The sequence below is a fragment of the Cryobacterium sp. 10I5 genome, from assembly GCF_035019865.1.
GTDB lineage: Bacteria > Actinomycetota > Actinomycetes > Actinomycetales > Microbacteriaceae > Cryobacterium > Cryobacterium breve_A.
The window spans coordinates 1-21121 of the sequence record NZ_JASJVI010000065.1 but is presented as its reverse complement, the minus strand read 5'-3'; the positions used below and the strand labels follow the sequence as shown (position 1 = coordinate 21121).

The window sequence follows — 21121 nt, the reverse complement described above, 5'->3', positions numbered from 1 at the left end:
TACGGGCTCTTCATGACTCCGCTCGGCTGGGGCTGGGCCGCCTTCGTGTGGGGCTACGCGATCGCCTGGGCGCTGGTCAACGACCGCATCAAACTCCTCGCCTATCGCATTCTCGACCCCGCAGGGAAGAACCGGAGGACCGGCCGCTCGCTGACGAACTCTGCCGCACCCTCTTCCGCTGCTCCGGAACCCCACGGTGCCGCCGTGGATTCTCACCCAGAAGGCGCCGCAGCGCCGGAGACGGAGGGCTTGTCATGAAGATCGACACACGTGACTTCCGCGTCGAAGCAGGGAAGGACGCGGACCTTGCCGACCGCGCGACGGACGTTGCACATGTCTGGGGGGCCGACGCAACGTACAAGCACGTCCTGCACAGGCACGTCAAAAAGCTGACCGCGCTCCAACGGTTGCACTACGCCTCGGGACACTACTCACTATTGGTGATCTTCCAGGGCATGGACGCAGCAGGAAAGGATGGGGCGATCCGGCACGTCATGTCCGGAGTGAACCCTCAGGGTTGCCAGGTCTTCAGCTTCAAACAGCCAAGCAGCGAGGAACTCGAGCACGACTTTCTCTGGCGGACGACCCGCCGCCTCCCCGAGCGTGGCCGGATCGGCATCTTCAATCGCTCGTACTACGAAGAAGTTCTCGTCGCGCGGGTGCACCCGGAGATCTTGCACGGCGAGGGTATCCCGGCTGAACTCATCAACGAATCGTCCATCTGGAAGGAGCGGTATCGCTCGATTGCGGACCTTGAAGCGCATTTGAGCCGAAATGGGACGAAGATCGTCAAGATCTTCCTGAACCTGTCTAAAGAGGAACAGGCGAGTCGGTTCCGCGAACGGATCGATGTTCCCGAAAAGAACTGGAAGCTCACTCTCGCTGATATTCACGAACGGGGGTATTGGGACAGATATATCTCTGCTTACGAGGAATGCCTGACAGCAACGAGCAGCAGGGAGAGCCCCTGGTATGTGGTCCCGGCGGACAGCAAGAAGAACGCCCGGCTCATCGTGTCCCAGATCATCGTGGATGCGCTCAGGGGGCTGAAGATGGCCTACCCGGTCGTCACAGCCGAACGCGCACAGGAATTGGCCGACATTCGCGCTGAACTCTGAGAAGCAGCCGGTCAGGCGCCGCCTACAACCGCTTGATGTGTCGACCGTGGGGCTCTGAGCGCTTCCCACCCAAGACGGGTCGGCGTCGAGTTCTTCCCGTCCGGGACTCTTTTGTTTCCTCGGTTCCTGATATGGTGCTCCGGATACGAGCGAGCGACTGGGGAGCTGACCAGCCGTTCCGCACGATGAACGGTTGTGAGACGGGGGACAGGTGATGGCCTTGGCCGGGTTCGGTGTGACGTAGTGAGCGAGTCGGATACTGAGATCACGAGCGGGCCGGTTCGGCTGGTCCGGTCGCCGCTGGACAAGGGCGAGGACGACCTGGGCGTCGTTGCCGACCGAGCGTTCCAGGTGAACGGGGACACCCAGGCCGCCCTGCGACTGGCGCTGACGCTCGGCGTTCGGCTCGACGGGGCGGGGCCGGGTTCCGGGAGAACCGAGCGACTCTTCGACACACTCGCGACGGTCGCGGCAGCAGACCTGACCGCTGCCCGCGTCGTGGAGGCACACCTGGATGCGCTCTCGATCCTGGAACAGGCCGCCGAGTCCGGCCCGGGAAGCCACGTCGATTCCGGGAATGGACGAACGTGGGGCGTGTTCGCCGCTGAAGGACGCGGCACGCGCCTCGAGGCGCGCCAGACCGAATCGGGATGGCGGCTCGACGGCGTCAAACCGTGGTGCTCACTCGCCGGCGAACTCAGCCACGCGCTCGTCACCGCGCACACCTCGGAGACCACACGGCGGCTGTTCGCCGTCGACCTCCGCGTGCCGGGAATCACGGTGTCGGAGGGATCCTGGGTGGCCAGGGGACTCGCAGCGCTTCCGAGCGGCCCTGTTGACTTTCGCGGCGTTCCCGCAGAGCCGATCGGCGCCGACGGCTGGTACCTCGAGCGACCCGGTTTCGCGTGGGGAGGGATCGGGGTCGCAGCCTGTTGGTGGGGCGGGACCGTCGGCATCGCCAGACGCGTCTACCGGGACGCTGGGGAGCGTACGACCGATCAGGTCGGTCTTGCTCACCTCGGCGCCATCGACATACTCGTGACGGCATCGGGGCAAGCGCTTGCTTCCGCCGCGTGCGCGATCGACGACGGGACCGCGACCGGAGCACACGGCGCTGTGCGCGCGGCGCGAGTGCGGGGCCTCGTCGCGCGCGCGGCAGAAGTCGTCATCGAGCGGGCCGGGCACGCCCTCGGTCCGCAACCCCTCGCTTTTGACGCCCGCCACGCCCAGCGTGTCGCCGACCTGCAGTTGTACGTTCGACAGCACCACGCCGAACGCGACGAGGCCCAGCTGGGTGCGCTGCTGCTCGATGGTGCGCGGGGCATCGCACCGTGGTGACCTTCAGCCACCGGGACCCCGGCACCGCCGAGCGGGCCTGGGCCGACGCGCCCTGGATAACGACGGCAGCACGGCTCGACCCCGATGGTCTCGCCCGGCTCATCGTCGTCGCCGCGCATCCTGACGACGAGACGCTCGGTGCCGGCGGGCTGATGGCCGGTGCGGCAAGACGCGGGATCCCGGTCGATGTCCTGGTCCTCAGCGACGGCGAAGCGTCCCACCCGGAATCCCCGACACATACCCAGGAACGACTGTCCCGGGTGCGCAGGACCGAAGTGACGGATGCCGTCGCGCACCTGGCGCCATCCGCTCGCCTGCACTTCGCCGGACTGCCCGACGGCGACCTCACCGGAAACAGGGAGGCGGCGGCGCGGGCGCTTGCCTCTGTACTGGGGACGCCGCCTTCCGGCGCAGAGCCCGGAGAGGAACGATCGGTCGCGAGCATCTGGATCGTGGCACCATGGCGTGCCGACGGGCATCCCGACCACAGTCTCGCCGGCGAGGTGGCCGCCGCCGGAGCGGCCTGGTCCGGCGCCCGGCTGCTCGAATACCCGATCTGGGCCTGGCACTGGTCGACACCGGATGGGGAATGGTCGCTGGACCTGATCCGCAGGATTGACCTCAGCCCCGAGGACCACGCGCTGAAGCTGCAGGCTCTCGCACTGCACCGCAGCCAGGTCCTGCCGTTGTCCGACGAACCCGGAGACGAGGCCGTCGTGCCCCCGGCGATGGCCGCCCATTTCGAGAGAGGCTTCGAGATCTTCGTCGAAGACACCGCGACCGAGGCGGCGTCCCCGGATGTGACCGGGAAAACAAGCCTGACGAGGTCCTTCTTCGACGATTTCTACGGGGAGGCGCGCGACCCGTGGGGCTTCGAGACGCGCTGGTACGAACGTCGCAAACGGGCGCTGACCCTCGCTGCGCTGCCGCGCGAACGATTCGGCGCCGCCCTGGAGCTCGGCTGCTCGATCGGAGTGCTCACGGCCGACCTCGCCGCCCGGTGCGACACCGTGACGGCCGTCGACATCGCGGAGCAACCGCTCTCGATCGCCCGCGAACGGCTCGCCGGGCGCCCCGGAGTCCGCTTCGCGCGGATGACCCTGCCCGGTGAATGGCCCTCCGGAGTCTTCGACCTGATCGTCGTATCCGAAGTCGGCTACTACCTCGCGACCGCAGACCTGGAACGGTTCTTCCAGCGGTGCCGGGACAGCCTCGCCCCTGGCGGAGTCCTCCTCGCCTGCCACTGGAGGCACCCGGTTCCGGAGTACCCGCTCAGCGGTGACCGGGTCCACGACATGCTCGCGACCGTGCCCGGACTCGTGAGAACCGTCGCGCATCGCGAAACCGACTTCCTGCTCGAGGTGTGGCAACCCGGGCCGGCGAGATCCGTGGCCCAGCAGGAGGGGCTGGTCCAGTGACCGGTCCCGGTGAAATCCACCACGTGGTCATCGTCATCCCCGCGCACAACGAGGAGGAACTGCTTCCGCGGTGCCTCGCCGCCCTGGGCGCTGCGATCGAGTCCGTGGTCGCGATCCTCGATCCAGCGCCCCCGATCGTGTCGGTCGTGATCGTGCTTGACCGCTGCACGGACGGGACCGAGTCGATTGCCGCCGGTTTCCCGGGCGTGCACCTCGTCCGCAGCGACACGGGAGCCGTCGGCGCGGCGCGGCGTGCGGGGGTCCGAAACATCCTGAAGTCGACGGGCGACTTCACGGGCCGTACCTGGATCGCGTCGACGGATGCCGATTCCGCCGTCCCGGAGAACTGGCTCACGAGCCAGCTTGCCTTCGCCAGGAACGATGTGCACCTGGTCCTCGGCACTGTGGAGCCGGATGACTGCCTCGGCCGCGAAATGCGCGCTCGCTGGGCGGCGGAACAGCTGCTCGTCGAGGGACATCCGCACGTGCACGGGGCCAATCTCGGGGTGCGGGCGGACCGGTACCTCGCTGCCGGGGAATTCCCCGGGAGTGACGCCGACGAGGACATCGCACTCGTCGCGGCACTCCGGAGACTGCGGGTGTGCGAGATCCGCACGGCACGCATCCCGGTTCGCACGAGTGGGCGACTCATCGGGCGCACACCCGGGGGGTTCGCCGGTTACCTGCGCGCCCAAGCCGCTCGCATCCCCGTCATCGTGGAGACGGGCGCGCTGCACGTCGACGAGGCCGGTGCCCGTCCCTGAGCGAACCCCTCAGCCGGATATCTGGCCCAGAGCGCTACCATCGAGCGCTCTCGCGGCCAACCAGTCCTCCAGCTCGGCGGCAGGAACAGGGTGGGACAACAGGAAACCTTGAGCGACATCGCAGCCGTAGCCGATGAGCTCGGAGTATGCCGTGGTGTCTTCCACCCCCTCTGCGACCATGCGAAGCCCGAGGCTGTGGGCCAGGTCGATGGTCGAGACGACGAGGGCCGTTGCGCGCGGGTCGTCCTTCATCGGGATGATGAAGGATTTGTCGAGTTTGAGCTCGTCGATCGGCAGGTCACGCAGGTACGCGAGGGAACTGTAGCCGGTTCCGAAGTCATCGATGGAGATTCGAATTCCCGTCGCCTGCAACCGGGTGAGGATGCTGCGCGCGCGCTCCCGGTCGGAGAGGAGGAAATCTTCGGTGATCTCCAGGACCAGCATGGCGGGGGACAGGCCGCGGGAAGACAGCATCGCACTGATCCGTTCGGGAAGCACCGTGTCGATCAGGGAGCTCGGCGACATGTTGACCGCCATCGTCAGCGTTCGTCCCTGGGCAGACCAGCTCGCGGCCTGGTCAAGAGCCTGGTGCAGCACGATCTCGGTCATGGCGTGCATGAGCCCGGACTCCTCGACGAGTCCGAGGAAATCGTCCGGTTGCAACAAACCCCTCGTCGGGTGGTTCCAGCGGACCAGGGCCTCGACGCCGCAGACATCCCCGGTTTTGAGGTCGATCTTGGGCTGATAGTGCATGACCAGCTGGTCGTCGACGAGCGCGAGACGTAACTCCTCGAGCAGGTGCAACCGCTCTTCCCCGTGATGGTCGTCGGTGCCCCGGTAGACGTGATGGCCGCTGTGGGTCGCCTTCGCCGTGTACATCGCCATGTCCGCCTTGCGGAGGAGCATGGTCAGGTCCTCCCCCTGGTCGGGGTAGCCGGCGATCCCGATGCTGGCACTGGCCTGTACCGAGATGCCCGCGAGGATGAACGGCTGGGCCAGGGTCGCGCGCAGCTTCAACGCCACCGCTTCCGCCCTGACCGAATCCGAACCGTCGAGAAAGATCACGAACTCGTCACCGCCGACACGCGCGAAGAGATCCTCGGTGCGCAGCTGACCCGAAATTCGGCCGGCGACCTGGAACAGGAGCAGATCACCGACATCGTGACCGAGACTGTCGTTGACCTCCTTGAACTTGTCGAGGTCGAGCAGGAGAAGCGCGCTCGTACGGAGCGGATTCGCGGCCAGCCGAGCGGGCACATCGGCGTAGAGGGCGCGCCGGTTGGGCAACCCCGTGAGTTCGTCGGTCCGTGCCTGGCGATGCGCGTCCGCAATGCGGATGCGCTGGCGAAATACCAGGGGCAGTGCCGCGAGGGTGAGGGTCAGGGCCGCCAGGACGACGGCGAGCGGAGAGATCTTCAGCTGGGTTCCCAGGATCAGGACCAGGAGACCCGCGGCCGTGGCGATCGCCGGAACCGTCTGTTCGGGGATCGCCCAGGTCGACCGGCGAGGTTGCGAGCCGAGGCGGGCCTCCCTGTCGACCGAAGACGCGATCAGGGCGAGGCTCAGGGGCCAGCCGACGTCGAGTGCCGTGCCGAGCACGTAGAGGCCGTTCAGGTGCAGGGACACACTGATGATGTCGGCGGCGGTGAAAACGGCGAGACCGAGCACAAGGAGAGTCCAACCCGGGCCGATGGAGGTGCCGTGGGAGGCCGCAATGCCGACGAAGAAGGCGATCAGCAGGACATCTCCGAGCGGATATGCAAACGCGACGGTTGTGGCGAACGATCCAGGGGCCGCGAGGGCCGCCTTGAGGATCGGATCGAGCAGCACGGCCAACAGGGCGGCCGCGCCCAGAGACCCGACGGCGCTGTCCAGGACGATCGGAGACGCGAGACCGCGGATGTTGCGCCTCGCGAGGACGACGAGTGCCGTGAACATGAGCGGGTAGAAACCGAGGAAGCCGACATCCGCCCAGGACGGATTCGACAGGGAGTTGCCTCCGGTCGTCGCCAGTGCGAAGAACGTATCCCCAGCCGCCAGGATCGTCACGGCAGCGGACATCAGGTACAGGTCCTTGCGCCGGGATCGGGCCCGACCGATCGCAATCCAGCACACGGCAACGGGAATCCACAGGGCGAAGAATCCGAGTACGAGCGAACTCACGTCGCCTGCGGTGCCGAAGATTGTGGCGACCGCGAAGGCAGCCACGATCAGCCCGAGGGTCCAGTTCGGCCATCGGCCGGATCGGCCCGTTCCCTGAGTCGCGCGGACGCGTTCCGTGCTGGTCTCGACTGGCATAGTTCCCCCTCTCGACAAACCTAGCCGCGTCGGTCGCGTCCGAAATGACCCCGGCGTTCGACAACTCGATATATATTGATCCAGGGGGAGCCAGCGCGGCGGTTAATTTGCCGTATGGCCGGGTATAAAAATGGGGGACACGTGAACAGGAAACCGAACACAGGACGACATTTCGAAGCTCTCGGCGGCGTGCTGGGTTTTGTCGGGATGAGTGTCGTTGCCGGCGTTCTCGTGGCGGCTGCTGTGACTCCCGCACTGGGACTCTCCGGCCTCGCGGCGACAAACGCGATCAACGTCTTCGAGAACCTGCCGGATTACCTGAAGATCGACCAGCTCTCGCAGAAGAGCAACATCTACGCGACCACGGGTGACGGAACGCAGACCCTTCTGGCGTCGTTCTACGACCAGAACAGGGTCGAGGTCGGGTCGGATGCGATCAACCAGTTTGTCAAGGACGCCGCGACCTCCGCGGAGGACCCGCGCTTCTATGAACACGGCGGCATTGATCTGCAGGGCACTGTGACCGGGATCGTCACGACCGTTGCCACGGGGGACGCCCGCGGTGGGTCTTCGATCACCCAGCAGTATGTGAAGAACGTGCTGGTGCAGAAGTGCGAAGTGCTTACGGATGCCCAGAAGAAGTCCGACTGCTATGACGCGGCGATCGCGAAGACTCCCGACCGCAAGCTCAAGGAGATGCGCCTCGCGATCGGCGTGGAGAAAAAGTACGCGAAGGACGACATCCTCCGCTCATACCTGAACATCACCGGCTTCGGCGGCACCGTGTACGGCATCGAGTCCGCGGCGGAGTACTACTTCGGCTCGACCGCGGCGACGCTGACGCTCCCGCAGGCGGCGAGCCTCGTCGCGATCGTGAACAACCCGGTCAAGTTCCAGCTCGACCAGCCGGACAGCGCGACCAACGGCGCCGCGAACGGGTACGCCGCGAACAAGGACCGCCGCGACTACATCCTCGACGAGATGCTCAAGTACGGCAAGATCAACCAGGCCGACCACGATGCCGCGATCGCCTCGGCCATCGAGCCCAGCATCCACGAGCCCTCGACCGGCTGCCAGACCGCCGGAGGCAGCGCGTACTTCTGCGACCTCGTCGTGAACACCCTGCAGAACGACCCCACTTTCGGTGCCGACGACACCACCCGGATGGCCAACTTCCGCCGGGGCGGGTACAACGTCTACACGACCCTCGACCTGGACCTGCAGATTGCCGCCGAGACCACGATGAAGGCCAACGTTCCCGATACCTACCCCGGCTGGGACGTCGGTGGCGTGATCGTCAGCGTCGGCGTCGGTACCGGCAAGGTGCTCGCGATGACGCAGAACAAGGACTACAGCCAGGACAGGGATGTGCCGATCACGGGTTCAAACCTGACCGGGATCAACTACAGCACCAATGTCGACCAGGGCGGCTCGCACGGGTTCCAGCCCGGATCGACGTACAAGGTGTTCACGCTTGCGGAGTGGCTCACCGAAGGTCACTCGCTCAATGAGCGGGTCGACTCGCGGCGCAAGTCCAACTGGGGCACCTTCCGGGACAGCTGCGCGACCGGCGGCACGGTGAGCTTCCCCGGCTACAACCCGAAGAACGACTCGAGTGAGGGCGGCACCAACTACAGCGCACTGCAGTCCACAATCAACTCGATCAACACCGGTTTCATCGGCATGGCCAAGAAACTCGACCTGTGCGGCATCCGCAAGACCGCCGAGGCGTTCGGCGTGACCCGGGCCGACGGAACCCCGCTCGAGCAGGGGGCCTCCGCGGTGCTCGGCACCAACGAGGTCGCGCCGCTGAGCATGGCGGTCGCCTTCGCCGGCATCGCCAACAAGGGCACCACCTGCAGTCCCATCGTGATCGACCACATGACCGGTTCCGATGGCGCCGCACTCGGCGTACCGCAAACCGAGTGCCACCAGTCGGTTGACCCGGTCGTTGCAGCAGGCATGACGACGGCGATGCAGCAGGTCATGACGGGCGGTACGGCGACCGCGTCGTACTCGGCCACCAAGCCCCGCGTGCCGATGATCGGTAAGACCGGAACCACAGACGGCAACAAGGACACCTGGATGAGCGGTGCGAGCACCAAGGTCGCCACGGTCGTCGGCGTGATGAGCGTCACTGGGCATGACACTGACCAGCGCACCACATATTTCGACAGTCTCCGGAGCCCTGGCGCTTTGCGTTCGACGGTGCAGGCGGCCACGGCCCGGCACCGGATGTGGCCGGAGGTCATGAGCGTCGCGAACGCAAAGTACGGCGGCGACGCCTTCCCTGCGGCGTCAGGATCAATTGTCAATGCCGTGCAGGTCCCGATTCCCGACCTTCGGGGCAAGAGCCTTACCCAGGCGCAGTCGGCACTCGAGTCCGCCGGCTTCCTTTTTGTGAACGGCGGTAGCATCGACTCCGAACTGCAGACCGGCGTCGTCGCGAACACCGATCCCGCTGGAGGAACCAGCGAGGCCCGCGGCGCCGCGGTGACGGTTCACACGAGCAACGCGGCTCTCGTCATCGTGCCGGACGTGTCCGGCAAACGCGAAGCCGAAGCCCGGGCCGCCCTGTCGAACTTCACCGTGGTGAAGAACGAGACCATCGTGACGGACCCCGCTGTCACCGGCACTGTCGTGACGACGTCGCCAGCGGCAGGCAGCGCGGTCCACCCCGGCGACGCGGTCACGATCGTGGTCGGCCGGCTGGCCCCCGCCGGCGGCTGATCCGGCCCGCTGACCGCGAGCGCGGGACGCAACGCCCGCGCCCGCTGGGGCGTGGCGAAGATCAGCGGCTGGCGTCCCGAGACGCCCGGCCCGACAGGACCCCGGCGAACAGTACGGCGAGCACACCGGCCAGCGGGACGACGAGCAGGCCGAGCCGGAGTGAGGAGGCGTCAGCGATCGCGCCGACCACGGGCGGCGAGACCAGGAAGCCGACCCTGAGCAGCCAGGCGAGGATCGTCAGGCCGGAACCGGGTCTGAAGCCCGGAAGCTCATCTGCGGCGTGCATGGCCGCAGGGATGAGGGTCGCGACCCCGAGCCCGGCGAGGCCGAATCCGACCACGGTGCCCGGGATCGACGGGATCAGGAGGGCGCTTCCCATGCCGACGCAGACGATCACCCCGCCCGTTCTCGCGACCGCGCGCTGGCCGAACCGGTCCACGAGCCGATCGCCGAGCATCCGCCCGATGAACTGCATACCGTGGAGCGCGATGAAGCCGAGGCCCGCGACGAAGGCCGATGCGCCGAGGTCGACGGAGAGGTAGATCGCCGACCAGGAGCTGCCGGCGTCCTCGACAATGGCCCCGGATGCAGCGATGAGCACGAGGGCGAGCAGCACCGCGTATTTCGCCAGCACGCCCACCGCCCGTCCGGTGCGCGTCTGCACTCCGGCCGGAGCACTGGCGGCGCGCGCCTCGTCCGGTTCGGGGCCGGACAGGAGCATGCGGTACGACAGCACGGCCAGAAGGCTGAACAGCACGGCGGAGAGGGTGAGGTGCACGGCCAGGGGAATGCCGAGCCCCGCGGCGAGGGACCCGAGTGCGCCGCCGGATACCGCACCGATACTCCAGACCGCGTGGAACGAGTTGAGGATGGAGCGTTTGTACAGGCGTTGCACCCGAAGCGCGTGTGAGTTCTGGGCGACGTCGGTGATCGAGTCCATTGCGCCGGCCAGGAACAGCCCGGCCGCGAGCGGAAACCAGGCAGGGGCCACCCCGGCGAGCAGGATGCCGATCGCCGTGAAAACCGTGGCGATGATCGCCACCCGCGAGGAGCGGAAGCGGCGCACGAGCATCCCGGCCGTCAACCCGGCGATGAGCGCGCCGAGCGGGTATGCGGCGACCGCAAGGCCGAATTCCGCATTCGTCAGGCCGAGGTCGACCTTGATCTCGGGATAACGCGGGAGCAGGTTCGCAAAGATCGCGCCGTTGGTGAAGAACAGAACGCCGACCGCGATCCGGGCGCGGCGGGCCGCTACCGGCGGCCGGGAGAACTGGTTCGCGGCGTGGCCGTCCTGACTCGACGTTCCGGCCGCGGTCGCGCCCCTGCTCTCATCCGTGCTCTCAACGTTCACGGTCGAAGGCTACAGGCTGGCAGCAACGCCATCCGCGGGCGGCCGCTGGAGGAGCTCGATCAGGAGGATCGCGACGAGGGCCGTGACGGCGGTGCCGATGATCACGCCGGGCGACAGTGGGCGGACGAACAGCACGACGGCCGTAGCCGCCAGTGCCACTACGATCCGCGCGTATCGCCGCACGGTGTAGAGCCAGACTCCGAACGCTCCCGTCGTTCCGCCGCGCCGTTCCGCCGACGAGCGGACGCTCCTGGCGGAGTCGACGGTCAGCCGGCGCACCACGATCGCGCCGCGGAACGGACCAGCGAGGTACGCCACCACAGCCACGGTCACGCCTGCGGTCCCCACTGCCACCGCCGTCGCGCTTATGAACGGCACGATCGCCTCATAGGTGGCCAGTGCGGCATCCCGCGGCATGTACTGCGGCGAGACGGAACCCGCGAAGAGGATGCGCCCGACCGAGATTCCCGTTGCGAGCACCGCCATCGACAGCGCGAGCAGGAGGCCGGCCCAGATCAGCGCCCGCGCCTTCCGCCTCGCCACCACGACGCCGGCGGCCAGGAGCAACAGGCTGGCCCACGGCAGTACGAAACCCAGGATGTCGAGGATCTGGTAGGCGACCCGTGCCTGGACAAGGGCGTCGGACTGGGCGACCTGGATGGTGCGGTTGATTTCCGGGATCCGATCGGCGAGTGCGAAGCCCTGCGCGACGAGGGCGCTCTTGACCGCTGCAATGGTCGGCGCCAGTTGGATGCCGACCTCGCCCTGGGCTCCGATGGTGAGCGGCCCGTTCGTATCGCCCTGCAGCGCCGCGATGACCTGGGAGTGGCTGACCCGCAGGGTCTGCTCCCAGATGTTCGCGAAGGCGTCGGAGGCGATCAGCCGCTGTGTCGCCGTGCGCACCAGGGAACGGGCGCCCTCAACGGCCGGCTGCTTGAGCAAGCGGAGGGCGACCTGAGCCCTCGGCGGCAGGTTGAGCTGGGCGATCCCATCGAAGAGGTCCGTTGCGATGGCCTCGAAGTCGACCTGGTCGTCGATCACGGTCGTGATCTGGTCAACGAGGAACGCCTGGAATGCCGGATCGTCGACAAGAGGAGACAGGGTGGCGACGAATCGGCCGGTGTCGGTGACTTCGGTCTTGGTCCACGCGGCGACGACGGCGACCGGGGCGAGAATGACGCCGATGGCGATCAGGAGCGCGGCGCAGAATGCGCGGAGCCGGAGCGATGCCCTGCTGGGTTCATACACCGCGGGAGTGCTCGGCGGTGCGGTCTCCAGCCGGGCCTGCAACTGGGCGACCTGGGCCGAAAGACGTTCGATTTGCTGCTCGGGGGTTTCGATCTGCGCCATCGGGTCCATGCCTCTCGCGAGTGCGCGCCAAGTCTCTTGCTCAGCCACATTATGGCGCAGACTGTCGGATTCGGCACGGAATTCCGCTAGACTGTCCCCCGTGAAGGGGAGTATCCCTCAAAGCCCACTGGGTGAGTTATCAGTGGGTTCGATGATCTGATCGTCAACACGGACCGCGGTGCAGGGGTTCCGGTCGGATCGGCGGCGTGTCTTCGTCGCGGGAGAGACTTTCAGGTTATCTGCCTGCCCTCCTCTCCTCGAAAGGCCCCTCCGTGGATCTTGCCCTTCCCCTCTGGTTCGAAATCGGCTCCCTGGTCGTCCTGACCCTTGTCCTGGTCGCTGACCTGCTGATCGTGTACAAGCGACCGCACGTGCCCTCGATGCGCGAAGCCAGCCTGTGGGTCGTCTTCTATGTCGTGCTCGCCCTGCTGTTCGCGCTCGCGATGCTGCTCCTCGCCGATGCCGAGCACGCCGGGCAGTTCCTCGCCGGCTGGCTCACCGAGTACAGCCTCAGCATCGACAATCTCTTCGTCTTCGTCATCATCATGGCGAGATTCTCCGTTCCCCGGAAATACCAGCAGGAAGTGCTCATGGTGGGCATCATCATCGCGCTCGTCCTGCGCCTGATCTTCATCCTCCTCGGCGCGTCCCTCATCGAGAACTTCAGCTGGATCTTCTACATCTTCGGGGCCTTCCTTCTCTATACGGCCGTGCACCAGGCCGTCGCCAAGGAACCGGACGCCAACGAGGCCGACAACGCCTTCGTGAAGATGATCCGTCGCCGCCTGCGGATCTCCCCGACCTTCGACGGGTCGAAGATCCGCACCACCGTCAAGGGACGTCGGGTCTTCACCCCGATGCTGATCGTCTTCATCGCGATCGGTACGACGGACCTCGTATTCGCCCTCGACTCGATCCCGGCCATCTTCGGGATCACGACGAGCCCGTTCATCGTCTTCACGGCCAATGTCTTCGCCCTGATGGGACTCCGGCAGCTCTATTTCCTGCTCGGCGGGCTGCTCGAACGACTGGTCTACCTCAAGTACGGGATCGCCTTCATCCTGTTCTTCATCGGCGTCAAGCTCGTCTCGCACGCGCTCCACACCAACGAGGTCCCGTTCATCAACGGCGGCAACGGGGTGGGCTGGGCGCCGGAGATCGACACCTGGACCTCGCTCGGCGTGATCGTTGTCTCCATGGCCATCGCCACGGTCGCGAGCCTGATCAAGGCGAACCGCGACGCCCGCGCCCGCGGTCGCAGCCTCGGCGAGGAGCTGTCGCTCACCGAAAAGGAGTAGCCCGGGCGCGGAGTGCGCGGCGGCGCGAAAAGCCCCCCCGAATTGGTACCGTAGGAACTCTGACGCCTCGCCGAGGCGCGATCGGGTCGGCTCGGAACACGCGCCGCAGCACGAGGGAGTACCGGCTTGGTCCAGAGCGCAGACACGATGACCCTCCCAACGGTGACGGTCTCATTCACCGTAGGGGCGCGGAGCGAGGTCGGCCAGGTGCGGCAGCTCAACGAGGACAGCTTCATGGCCCACTCTCCGGTGTTCCTCGTGGCCGACGGCATGGGCGGGCATGCCCACGGCGACGAGGCGAGCCAGACCGTGCTTCGGGTCTTCGAAGAACACATCGAGGCCGGTCGTCCCTCAACGCCCGAGCGCATCCTCGACGCGATCCATTCGTCCAACGACGCCGTGCGCGACCTGAGTGGCGCAGAGGACTTCGGAACCGCGGTGAGCGGCACCACGCTGGCCGGGGTGGCCTTCGTCGACGCCGGCGCCGATGTCGGCCTGCACTGGATGGCTTTCAACGTGGGCGACTCCCGCATCTACACGTGGGACGGGGTGCACCTCACCCAGCTGTCTGTCGACCATTCTGCGGTGCAGGAACTCGTCGACGCGGGACTGATCACGCCGCGGTCCGCCGAACTCCATCCCGAACGGAACATCATCACGAGGGCGATCGGAACGGATGAGTTCGTCGACGCGGATGTGTGGCTCGTACCCGCATCCGGTCGCCGCGCGTTCCTGATCTGTTCAGACGGCCTCACCAAGGAGCTCGAACCGGACGACATCTCGAGGCTCCTCGCTGAGCACCAGGCCGACGGCCAGCAGGCCGTCGTGGACGCCCTCGTCGACGAGGCGCTCGCGCGCGGCGGGCACGACAATGTCACGGTCGTCTTCGTCGAATCCGTCGTGTCGCCATCGTGACCTCCGGCGAAGACTCGGCGCGAAGTGTTAGCCTGTCCGGGTGCTGTTCGGTCGACTCCTTCTTATCTGCCGCGACGAGTCCCAATTCTGAGGCCTCCCTCGTCGCGGAGACTGTCGTTGGCTGCCATCAAATCTTGAGGAAGACGCACACACATGACTAACGCATCGATGTCGGGCGAACGCCCACGCACCCTGGCCGAGAAAGTCTGGGACAAACACCTGGTCAGCAAGGGTTCCGATGGTACCCCTGACCTGATTTACATCGACCTGCACCTCGTTCACGAGGTCACGAGCCCGCAGGCGTTCGACGGCCTGCGCCTCGCCGGGCGCCCACTGCGCCGACCGGACCTGACGATCGCGACCGAGGATCACAACACTCCGACTCTCGCGATCGACCGGCCGATCAAGGACCTCACGAGTCGCACCCAGATCGAGACGCTCCGCCGAAACTGCGAGGAATTCGGCGTGCGGCTGCACTCACTCGGCGACATCGAGCAGGGCATCGTGCACGTCGTCGGCCCGCAGCTCGGGCTCACCCAACCGGGCATCACCGTCGTCTGCGGAGACTCGCACACCTCGACCCACGGCGCCTTCGGGGCCATGGCACTCGGCATCGGCACGAGCGAGGTCGAACACGTCATGGCCACCCAGACCCTGCCGCTGCAGCCGTTCAAGACCATGGCCATCACAGTCGACGGCACCCTGCGACCCGGCGTCACCGCCAAGGACGTGATCCTCGCCGTGATCGCGAAGATCGGCACCGGCGGCGGCCAGGGCTACGTGCTCGAATACCGCGGCAGCGCCATCCGCGCCCTCTCGATGGAGGGCCGCATGACCATCTGCAACATGTCGATCGAGGCAGGCGCCCGCGCGGGCATGGTCGCACCGGATGCGACGACGTACGCCTACCTGAAGGGTCGCGCCCACGCGCCGGCCGGCCAGGACTGGGACGACGCGATCGCGTACTGGGAGACCCTCGCGACCGACGAGGGCGCCGTCTTCGACGCCGAGGTCGTTCTCGACGCCGACACCCTCGAACCCTTCGTGACGTGGGGAACCAACCCCGGCCAGGGCGTCTCGCTGAGCGAGACTGTGCCTGACCCGGCCGACGTGACCGACGCCAACGAGCGAGCCGCCGCCCAGCGCGCCCTCGAATACATGGACCTCGCCGCGGGGACCCGCATGAAGGACATCCGGGTCGACACCGTCTTCCTCGGTTCCTGCACCAACAGCCGCGTCGAAGACCTCCGCGCTGCCGCGGAGATCGTGAAGGGCCAGACCATGGCGCCCGGCCTGCGGATGCTCGTCGTGCCCGGTTCCGCTCGCGTGCGGATCGAGGCCGAGGCCGAAGGCCTGGACAAGATCTTCACCGACTTCGGCGCCGAATGGCGCTTCGCCGGCTGCTCGATGTGCCTCGGCATGAACCCCGACCAGCTCGCCCCCGGCGAGCGGTGCGCCTCGACCAGCAACCGCAACTTCGAGGGCCGCCAGGGCAAGGGCGGGCGCACCCACCTGGTCTCCCCGCTCGTCGCGGCTGCCACGGCGATCCGCGGCACCCTCTCGAGCCCGTGGGACCTCGTCGCCGCCGGCCTCGTCACGGCCGACGCTATCCCCGCCGAACTGGCCCCTGCTGCGGCACCGGCACTGGATGGAGCACTCTGACCATGGACAAGTTCCTCACCGTCACGGGCGTCGCGCTGCCGCTGCGCCGCTCCAATGTCGACACCGACCAGATCATCCCAGCCGTCTACCTCAAGCGCGTCACCAAGACCGGCTTCGAAGACGCCCTCTTCGCGGCGTGGCGGACCGACCCGGACTTCGTGCTCAACCGGCCGGAGTTCACGGGCGCGCGGATCCTGGTGGCCGGGGCCGACTTCGGCACGGGCTCATCCCGCGAACACGCCGTCTGGGCCTTGCGCGACTACGGTTTCGACGTCGTGCTCAGCCCCCGGTTCGGCGATATCTTCCGCGGCAATGCCGGCAAACAGGGCCTGCTTGCCGCGCAGATCACCGAGGACGATGCCCAGAAGCTCTGGAGCATCATCGAGGCCGACCCGGGAATAGAACTCACTGTCGATCTGGTTGCGCGTACAGCACGCGTCGGCGATTTCACAGTGCCATTCCAGGTCGACGACTACACCCGTTGGCGCCTCCTCGAAGGCCTTGACGACATTGGCCTGACCCTGCGTGATGAAGCGCGGATCGCAGAATTCGAATCCCATCGGGAGCCGTGGCGGCCCCGTACTCTCCCCGCAAGGCAGGTAAATTTGTGAGCACCATCAGCGAGATCGCCCAGAACCGTGAAGACGCAGCCGTGAAGGCGCAGCTCCTCGAAGACGAACAAAACCGTGAGAACGCACAGAGCTGGGGGGCCGCTGTGGGGCTGAAAGGCGACAAGATCACGATCCGCGGCGGCATCCCGCTGATCGGCCGCATCGAACTCAAGGGCGCGAAGAACCTGGTCACCAAGGCCATGGTCGCCTCCCTGCTCGGCGAGAGCCCGAGCATCCTGAAGAACGTCCCCAACATCAGCGACGTGCGCATCGTGCGCGAGCTGCTCGCGGTGCACGGCGTCAAGGTCACCGATGGCCCCGAGCCCGGAGAGCTCCTGCTCGACCCCGTCGACGTCGAGAGCGCGCACTTCGCCGCGATCGACGCGCACGCGGGGTCCTCCCGTATCCCGATCCTCTTCTGCGGGCCGCTCCTGCACCGCCTCGGCGAAGCCTTCATCCCCGACCTCGGCGGTTGCCGCATCGGCGACCGGCCGATCGACTACCACCTCGAGGTGCTGCGCAAGTTCGGCGCAGTCGTCGACAAGCAGCCCAACGGCATCCGCATGTCCGCCCCGAACGGGCTGCACGGCGCCAAGGTCTCCCTCCCGTACCCGAGCGTCGGCGCGACCGAGCAGGTCCTGCTCACCGCCGTGCGCGCAGAGGGCATCACCGAGCTCAAGGGCGCGGCGATCGAGCCCGAGATCATGGACCTGATCAACATCCTGCAGAAGATGGGTGCGATCATCACGGTCGACACCGACCGGGTCATCCGCATCGAGGGCGTCGAACGACTCGAGGGCTTCAACCACCGGGCGCTCTTCGACCGGAACGAGGCGGCGAGCTGGGCGGCAGCCGCGCTCGCGACCGACGGCGACATCTTCGTCGGCGGCGCCCGCCAGTCCGAGATGCTGACCTTCCTCAACGTGTTCCGCAAGGTCGGAGGCGCCTTCGAGATCCACGACGACGGCATCCGTTTCTACCACCCGGGCGGCGACCTCAAGCCCGTCGTCATCGAAACGGATGTGCACCCCGGCTTCATGACCGACTGGCAGCAGCCGCTCGTCATCGCCCTCACGCACGCGCACGGCGTGTCGATCGTGCACGAGACCGTCTACGAGCAGCGTTTCGGCTTCGTCGACGCGCTCGTCGAGATGGGCGCGACGATCCAGATCCACCGCGAATGCCTCGGCGGCCACCCGTGCCGCTTCGGGCAGCGCAACTTCAACCACTCCGCCGTCATCGCAGGTCCGACGAAGCTGCACGGCGCCGACATCGAGGTTCCCGACCTGCGCGGCGGTTTCAGCCATCTGATCGCGGCGCTCACGGCCGAGGGCACCTCGACGGTCAGCAACGTCGGAATCATCAGCCGCGGATACGAAAACTTCATCACCAAGCTGCGGCTGTTGGGGGCGGACTTCGATCTCGAAGGATAATGGCCCTGTGCCAGTCAATGGAGCAAGTCCGTCCGAACCGTCCGCCGATCCCGATTCGACAGTGAAGCCGGTGAGGGTGCGCAAGGAGACCTTGCAACCCTCCGTGTTCTGGATCCTGGCGACGATCGTGCTGCCCGCGGTCAACCTCGCGGTGCGCTACCGGGTGACCGACGCCCGCAAGTTCCCGCAGGCCGGGGCGTTCGTGCTGTCGCCGAACCACTTCAGTGAGATCGACCCGATCGTCGTCGGGGCGCTCGCGTGGAAGCTCGGACGTGCTCCCCGGTTCATGGCGAAGGCATCCGTGTTCAAAATTCCCGTGCTCGGCTGGCTGCTGCGGAAGTCCGGCCAGATTCCCGTCGAACGCGGCGGGGTCGCGCGCGGCAACGAACCCGTCAAAGCGGCCAGGCGGCTCGTCGACCGCGGACAGATGGTCATCGTGTACCCCGAGGGGTCACTCACCCGCGACCCCGAGCTGTGGCCGATGCGCGGGAAGACCGGTGCCGTGCGGATCGCACTCGAGCAGGGCATTCCCATCGTGCCGATGGCGCACTGGGGAACCCAGGACCTGATGCCGCGATATTCGAAGCGGATCAGCCCGTTTCCCCGCAAGACGGTGCACGTGAAGATCGGCGATCCGCTGTCCTTCGACGAATTCAAGGGACGCAGCCTCGACACGGCGACCCTGAACGAGGCGACGGCAATCCTGATGGATGCCATCACCGGGCTTCTCGAAGACCTCCGCGGCGAGAAGGCCCCGGCGAAGCGCTGGAACCCCTCAGAGCACGACCAGAAGGAGACCGGCCGTTTTGAAGGCTAAGCAACCGCAGGGCGTCCCTGTCGGTACCCGCGTCGCCGTGCTCGGAGCCGGAAGCTGGGGAACCACCTTTGCCAAGATCCTGAGCGACGGCGGCGCCGATGTCGTACTGTGGGCCCGCCGGCCGGAACTCGCCCGCGAGATCACGGAGGGTCGTCGAAACAGCGACTACCTCCCCGGCATCAACCTCCCGATCGGGTTGCGCGCGACGCCGCACCTGGACCAGGCACTCGCGGGTGCCGAACAGGTGTTCATCTCCGTTCCGAGCCAGTCGCTGCGGGAGAACCTGGTCCTGATGGAGCCGTTCCTCGAACCCGGGGCCATCCTGGTCTCGCTCATGAAGGGCGTCGAACGCGGCTCCGGCCAGCGGATGAGCCAGATCATCGAAGAGATGCTTCCGATCGATCCGCACCACATCGCGGCGATCTCGGGACCCAACCTGGCCCTCGAAATCGCCCGCGAGCAGCCGACCGCCGCCGTCGTGTCCTCGACGAGCCTCGAGACGGCCCAGGCGGTCGCGATCCTCGCGACCAACGGGTACTTCCGCTCCTACGTCAACACCGACGTGATCGGCACTGAGTTCGGCGGCGTGCTGAAGAACCTCATCGCCGTCGCGATCGGTATCGTCGACGGTGTCGGCTACGGCGAGAACACCAAGGCCTCGATCATCACCCGCGGCCTCGTCGAGATGACCGACTTCGCCGTCGCATACGGAGCGCAGCCGGAGACCCTCGCCGGCCTCGCCGGCCTCGGCGACCTCATCGCCACCTGCCAGTCCCCGCTCTCGCGTAACAACACCGCCGGGCGTCTCCTTGGCCAGGGCTACAGCATCGCGGACGTCGTCAAACAGATGCAGCAGACCACGGAGGGCCTCGCGTCCGTCGGCCCGATCCTCGATCTCGCCAGGGCCAAGGGCGTCGACATGCCCATCGTCGAACAGGTGCGGCAGGTGCTGGCCGGTACGCTGAAACCGCGGGACATCGCCCCTCACCTCACCACGGATTCGGCGGAGCCGCAGGGCGAAAGGACAATTGATGACGGACAAGCTCACGGTAGCGCTGCTCTTTGGGGGTCGGTCAAGCGAACACTCGATCAGCTGCGCCACGGCCGGCGGAGTCCTGGCGGCAATTGACCGGTCGCGTTACGACGTGATCCCGATCGGGATCACCCGCGACGGCGCATTCGTGCTCGAAGCGGATGACCCGGCACACTTCGCCCTCGGATCCTCGGCCGCCGAGCTGCCCGTGGTCACCGACAACGGCAGCCGGGTGCACTGGCCGGAATCAGCGCTCGACCGCACCCTCCGCGTCGTGGACGCGCCCGGCGCATCCGCTCGCTCCCTCGGCACCGTCGACCTCGTCTTCCCGATCCTGCACGGGCCATACGGCGAGGACGGCACCATCCAGGGCCTCCTCGAACTGCTCGGCCTGCCATTCGTCGGCTCCGGAGTGCTCGCGTCTGCGCTCGGGATGGACAAGCACTTCACCAAGACCGTGTTCCAGCAGGCCTCCCTCCCGGTGGCGCCGTGGCGCACGATCACCGCGGCCGACTGGGCCGAGGCGCCCGGGATGGCGTATGCGGCCCTCGCCGAACTCGGTCTGCCCGCCTTCGTGAAGCCGGCCCGCGCCGGGTCGAGCGTCGGCGTGAGCCGGGTCACGGACCCCGCCGGCCTGGTCCGTGCCATGGAGACCGCTCTCGCGGAGGACGACAAGGTCCTGATCGAGGCCGGCCTCGTGGGCCGTGAACTCGAGGTCGCCGTGCTGCAGGGCCGTCCGGGGGAGCCGTCCCGGGCATCCGTCGCCGGGGAGGTACTCGTCACCGGGCGCGACTTCTACGACTTCGACGCCAAGTATCTGGGAGCGGCGGGCATCGAACTGGTGTGCCCGGCCGCCCTGACCCCGGCCGAGCTCGCCGAGATGCAGCGGATGGCGATCCGGGCGTTCGACGCCATCGACGGCGCCGGACTCGCGCGGGTCGACTTCTTCCTCACCGACACCGGCTGGGTCATCAACGAGATCAAC

Annotated in this window: 17 protein-coding genes; 14 read left to right on the top strand and 3 right to left on the bottom strand. The window is 67.0% G+C overall.

Annotated elements, in window-relative coordinates:
* The 5 genes from QN350_RS14490 to QN350_RS14470 all read left to right on the top strand — a co-directional run.
* Positions 1 to 258: hypothetical protein (locus QN350_RS14490; RefSeq protein ID WP_323507881.1), on the top strand; the 258-nt coding region annotated here is incomplete at its 5' end.
* Entirely contained in the window at positions 255 to 1118 is an 864-nt protein-coding gene (locus tag QN350_RS14485; protein ID WP_323516833.1) for an ADP-polyphosphate phosphotransferase, read from the top strand. The genes QN350_RS14490 and QN350_RS14485, both read left to right, overlap by 4 nt.
* Before the next feature lie 243 nt (positions 1119 to 1361).
* Positions 1362 to 2456 carry an acyl-CoA dehydrogenase gene (locus QN350_RS14480; protein WP_323516829.1) on the top strand — a complete coding sequence of 365 codons (1095 nt, stop codon included), beginning with the start codon at positions 1362 to 1364 and terminating at the stop codon, positions 2454 to 2456.
* Positions 2450 to 3874, top strand: a complete 1425-nt coding sequence (locus tag QN350_RS14475; protein WP_322140193.1) for a bifunctional PIG-L family deacetylase/class I SAM-dependent methyltransferase — start codon at positions 2450 to 2452, stop codon at positions 3872 to 3874. The genes QN350_RS14480 and QN350_RS14475 overlap by 7 nt, the downstream gene beginning before the upstream one ends.
* The gene (locus QN350_RS14470) at positions 3871 to 4638 is read left to right on the top strand and encodes a glycosyltransferase (RefSeq protein ID WP_322140192.1); all 768 of its coding nucleotides are present in this window, start codon (positions 3871 to 3873) and stop codon (positions 4636 to 4638) included. The genes QN350_RS14475 and QN350_RS14470 overlap by 4 nt, the downstream gene beginning before the upstream one ends.
* Before the next feature lie 9 nt (positions 4639 to 4647).
* Here QN350_RS14470 and QN350_RS14465 read toward each other — a convergent pair whose 3' ends face one another.
* Positions 4648 to 6936, bottom strand: a complete 2289-nt coding sequence (locus QN350_RS14465; protein WP_323516826.1) for a putative bifunctional diguanylate cyclase/phosphodiesterase — start codon at positions 6934 to 6936, stop codon at positions 4648 to 4650.
* Positions 6937 to 7143: 207 nt separating this feature from the next.
* On the opposite strand from QN350_RS14465, the gene QN350_RS14460 reads away from it, so the two are divergent.
* Positions 7144 to 9666 (top strand): transglycosylase domain-containing protein, encoded by a 2523-nt coding sequence (locus QN350_RS14460; protein WP_323516820.1) that lies wholly within the window; start codon positions 7144 to 7146, stop codon positions 9664 to 9666.
* Between the two features lie 61 nt (positions 9667 to 9727).
* Here QN350_RS14460 and QN350_RS14455 read toward each other — a convergent pair whose 3' ends face one another.
* Entirely contained in the window at positions 9728 to 10900 is a 1173-nt protein-coding gene (locus tag QN350_RS14455) for an MFS transporter (RefSeq protein WP_416347738.1), read from the bottom strand.
* 126 nt (positions 10901 to 11026) lie between these two features.
* Positions 11027 to 12367, bottom strand: a complete 1341-nt coding sequence (locus QN350_RS14450) for a hypothetical protein (protein ID WP_322140189.1) — start codon at positions 12365 to 12367, stop codon at positions 11027 to 11029.
* A gap of 272 nt (positions 12368 to 12639) precedes the next feature.
* Here QN350_RS14450 and QN350_RS14445 point away from each other — a divergent pair, with 272 nt between their 5' ends.
* The 8 genes from QN350_RS14445 to QN350_RS14410 form a co-directional block, all read left to right on the top strand.
* On the top strand, positions 12640 to 13665 hold the full coding sequence (locus QN350_RS14445) for a TerC family protein (RefSeq protein ID WP_281535294.1): 1026 nt from the start codon (positions 12640 to 12642) through the stop codon (positions 13663 to 13665).
* A gap of 162 nt (positions 13666 to 13827) precedes the next feature.
* Entirely contained in the window at positions 13828 to 14580 is a 753-nt protein-coding gene (locus tag QN350_RS14440; RefSeq protein WP_323502916.1) for a PP2C family protein-serine/threonine phosphatase, read from the top strand.
* 153 nt (positions 14581 to 14733) lie between these two features.
* The gene (gene leuC / locus QN350_RS14435; RefSeq protein WP_322140187.1) at positions 14734 to 16242 is read left to right on the top strand and encodes a 3-isopropylmalate dehydratase large subunit; all 1509 of its coding nucleotides are present in this window, start codon (positions 14734 to 14736) and stop codon (positions 16240 to 16242) included.
* A 2-nt stretch (positions 16243 to 16244) separates the two neighbouring features.
* Positions 16245 to 16853: a 3-isopropylmalate dehydratase small subunit gene (gene leuD, locus QN350_RS14430; protein ID WP_281535292.1), complete on the top strand. Its 609-nt coding sequence runs from the start codon at positions 16245 to 16247 to the stop codon at positions 16851 to 16853.
* Positions 16854 to 16957: 104 nt separating this feature from the next.
* Complete coding sequence (murA, locus tag QN350_RS14425; protein ID WP_134448059.1) at positions 16958 to 18286, top strand: UDP-N-acetylglucosamine 1-carboxyvinyltransferase; 1329 nt, start codon at positions 16958 to 16960, stop codon at positions 18284 to 18286.
* 76 nt (positions 18287 to 18362) lie between these two features.
* Positions 18363 to 19103, top strand: coding sequence for a lysophospholipid acyltransferase family protein (locus QN350_RS14420; protein ID WP_416173080.1), 741 nt, complete (start codon positions 18363 to 18365; stop codon positions 19101 to 19103).
* A gap of 37 nt (positions 19104 to 19140) precedes the next feature.
* Positions 19141 to 20232, top strand: a complete 1092-nt coding sequence (locus QN350_RS14415) for an NAD(P)H-dependent glycerol-3-phosphate dehydrogenase (RefSeq protein WP_416173079.1) — start codon at positions 19141 to 19143, stop codon at positions 20230 to 20232.
* On the top strand, positions 20135 to 21121 hold a 987-nt coding region (locus QN350_RS14410), incomplete at its 3' end, for a D-alanine--D-alanine ligase family protein (RefSeq protein ID WP_323516816.1). The genes QN350_RS14415 and QN350_RS14410, both read left to right, overlap by 98 nt.

Coding starts and splice junctions, on each gene's coding strand:
- QN350_RS14485 (WP_323516833.1), top strand. CDS start 255: ATGAAGATCGACACACGTGACTTCCGCGTCGAAGCAGGGAAGGACGCG.
- QN350_RS14465 (WP_323516826.1), bottom strand. CDS start 6,936: ATGCCAGTCGAGACCAGCACGGAACGCGTCCGCGCGACTCAGGGAACG.
- QN350_RS14460 (WP_323516820.1), top strand. CDS start 7,144: ATGAGTGTCGTTGCCGGCGTTCTCGTGGCGGCTGCTGTGACTCCCGCA.
- QN350_RS14450 (WP_322140189.1), bottom strand. CDS start 12,367: ATGGCGCAGATCGAAACCCCCGAGCAGCAAATCGAACGTCTTTCGGCC.
- leuC (WP_322140187.1), top strand. CDS start 14,734: ATGACTAACGCATCGATGTCGGGCGAACGCCCACGCACCCTGGCCGAG.
- leuD (WP_281535292.1), top strand. CDS start 16,245: ATGGACAAGTTCCTCACCGTCACGGGCGTCGCGCTGCCGCTGCGCCGC.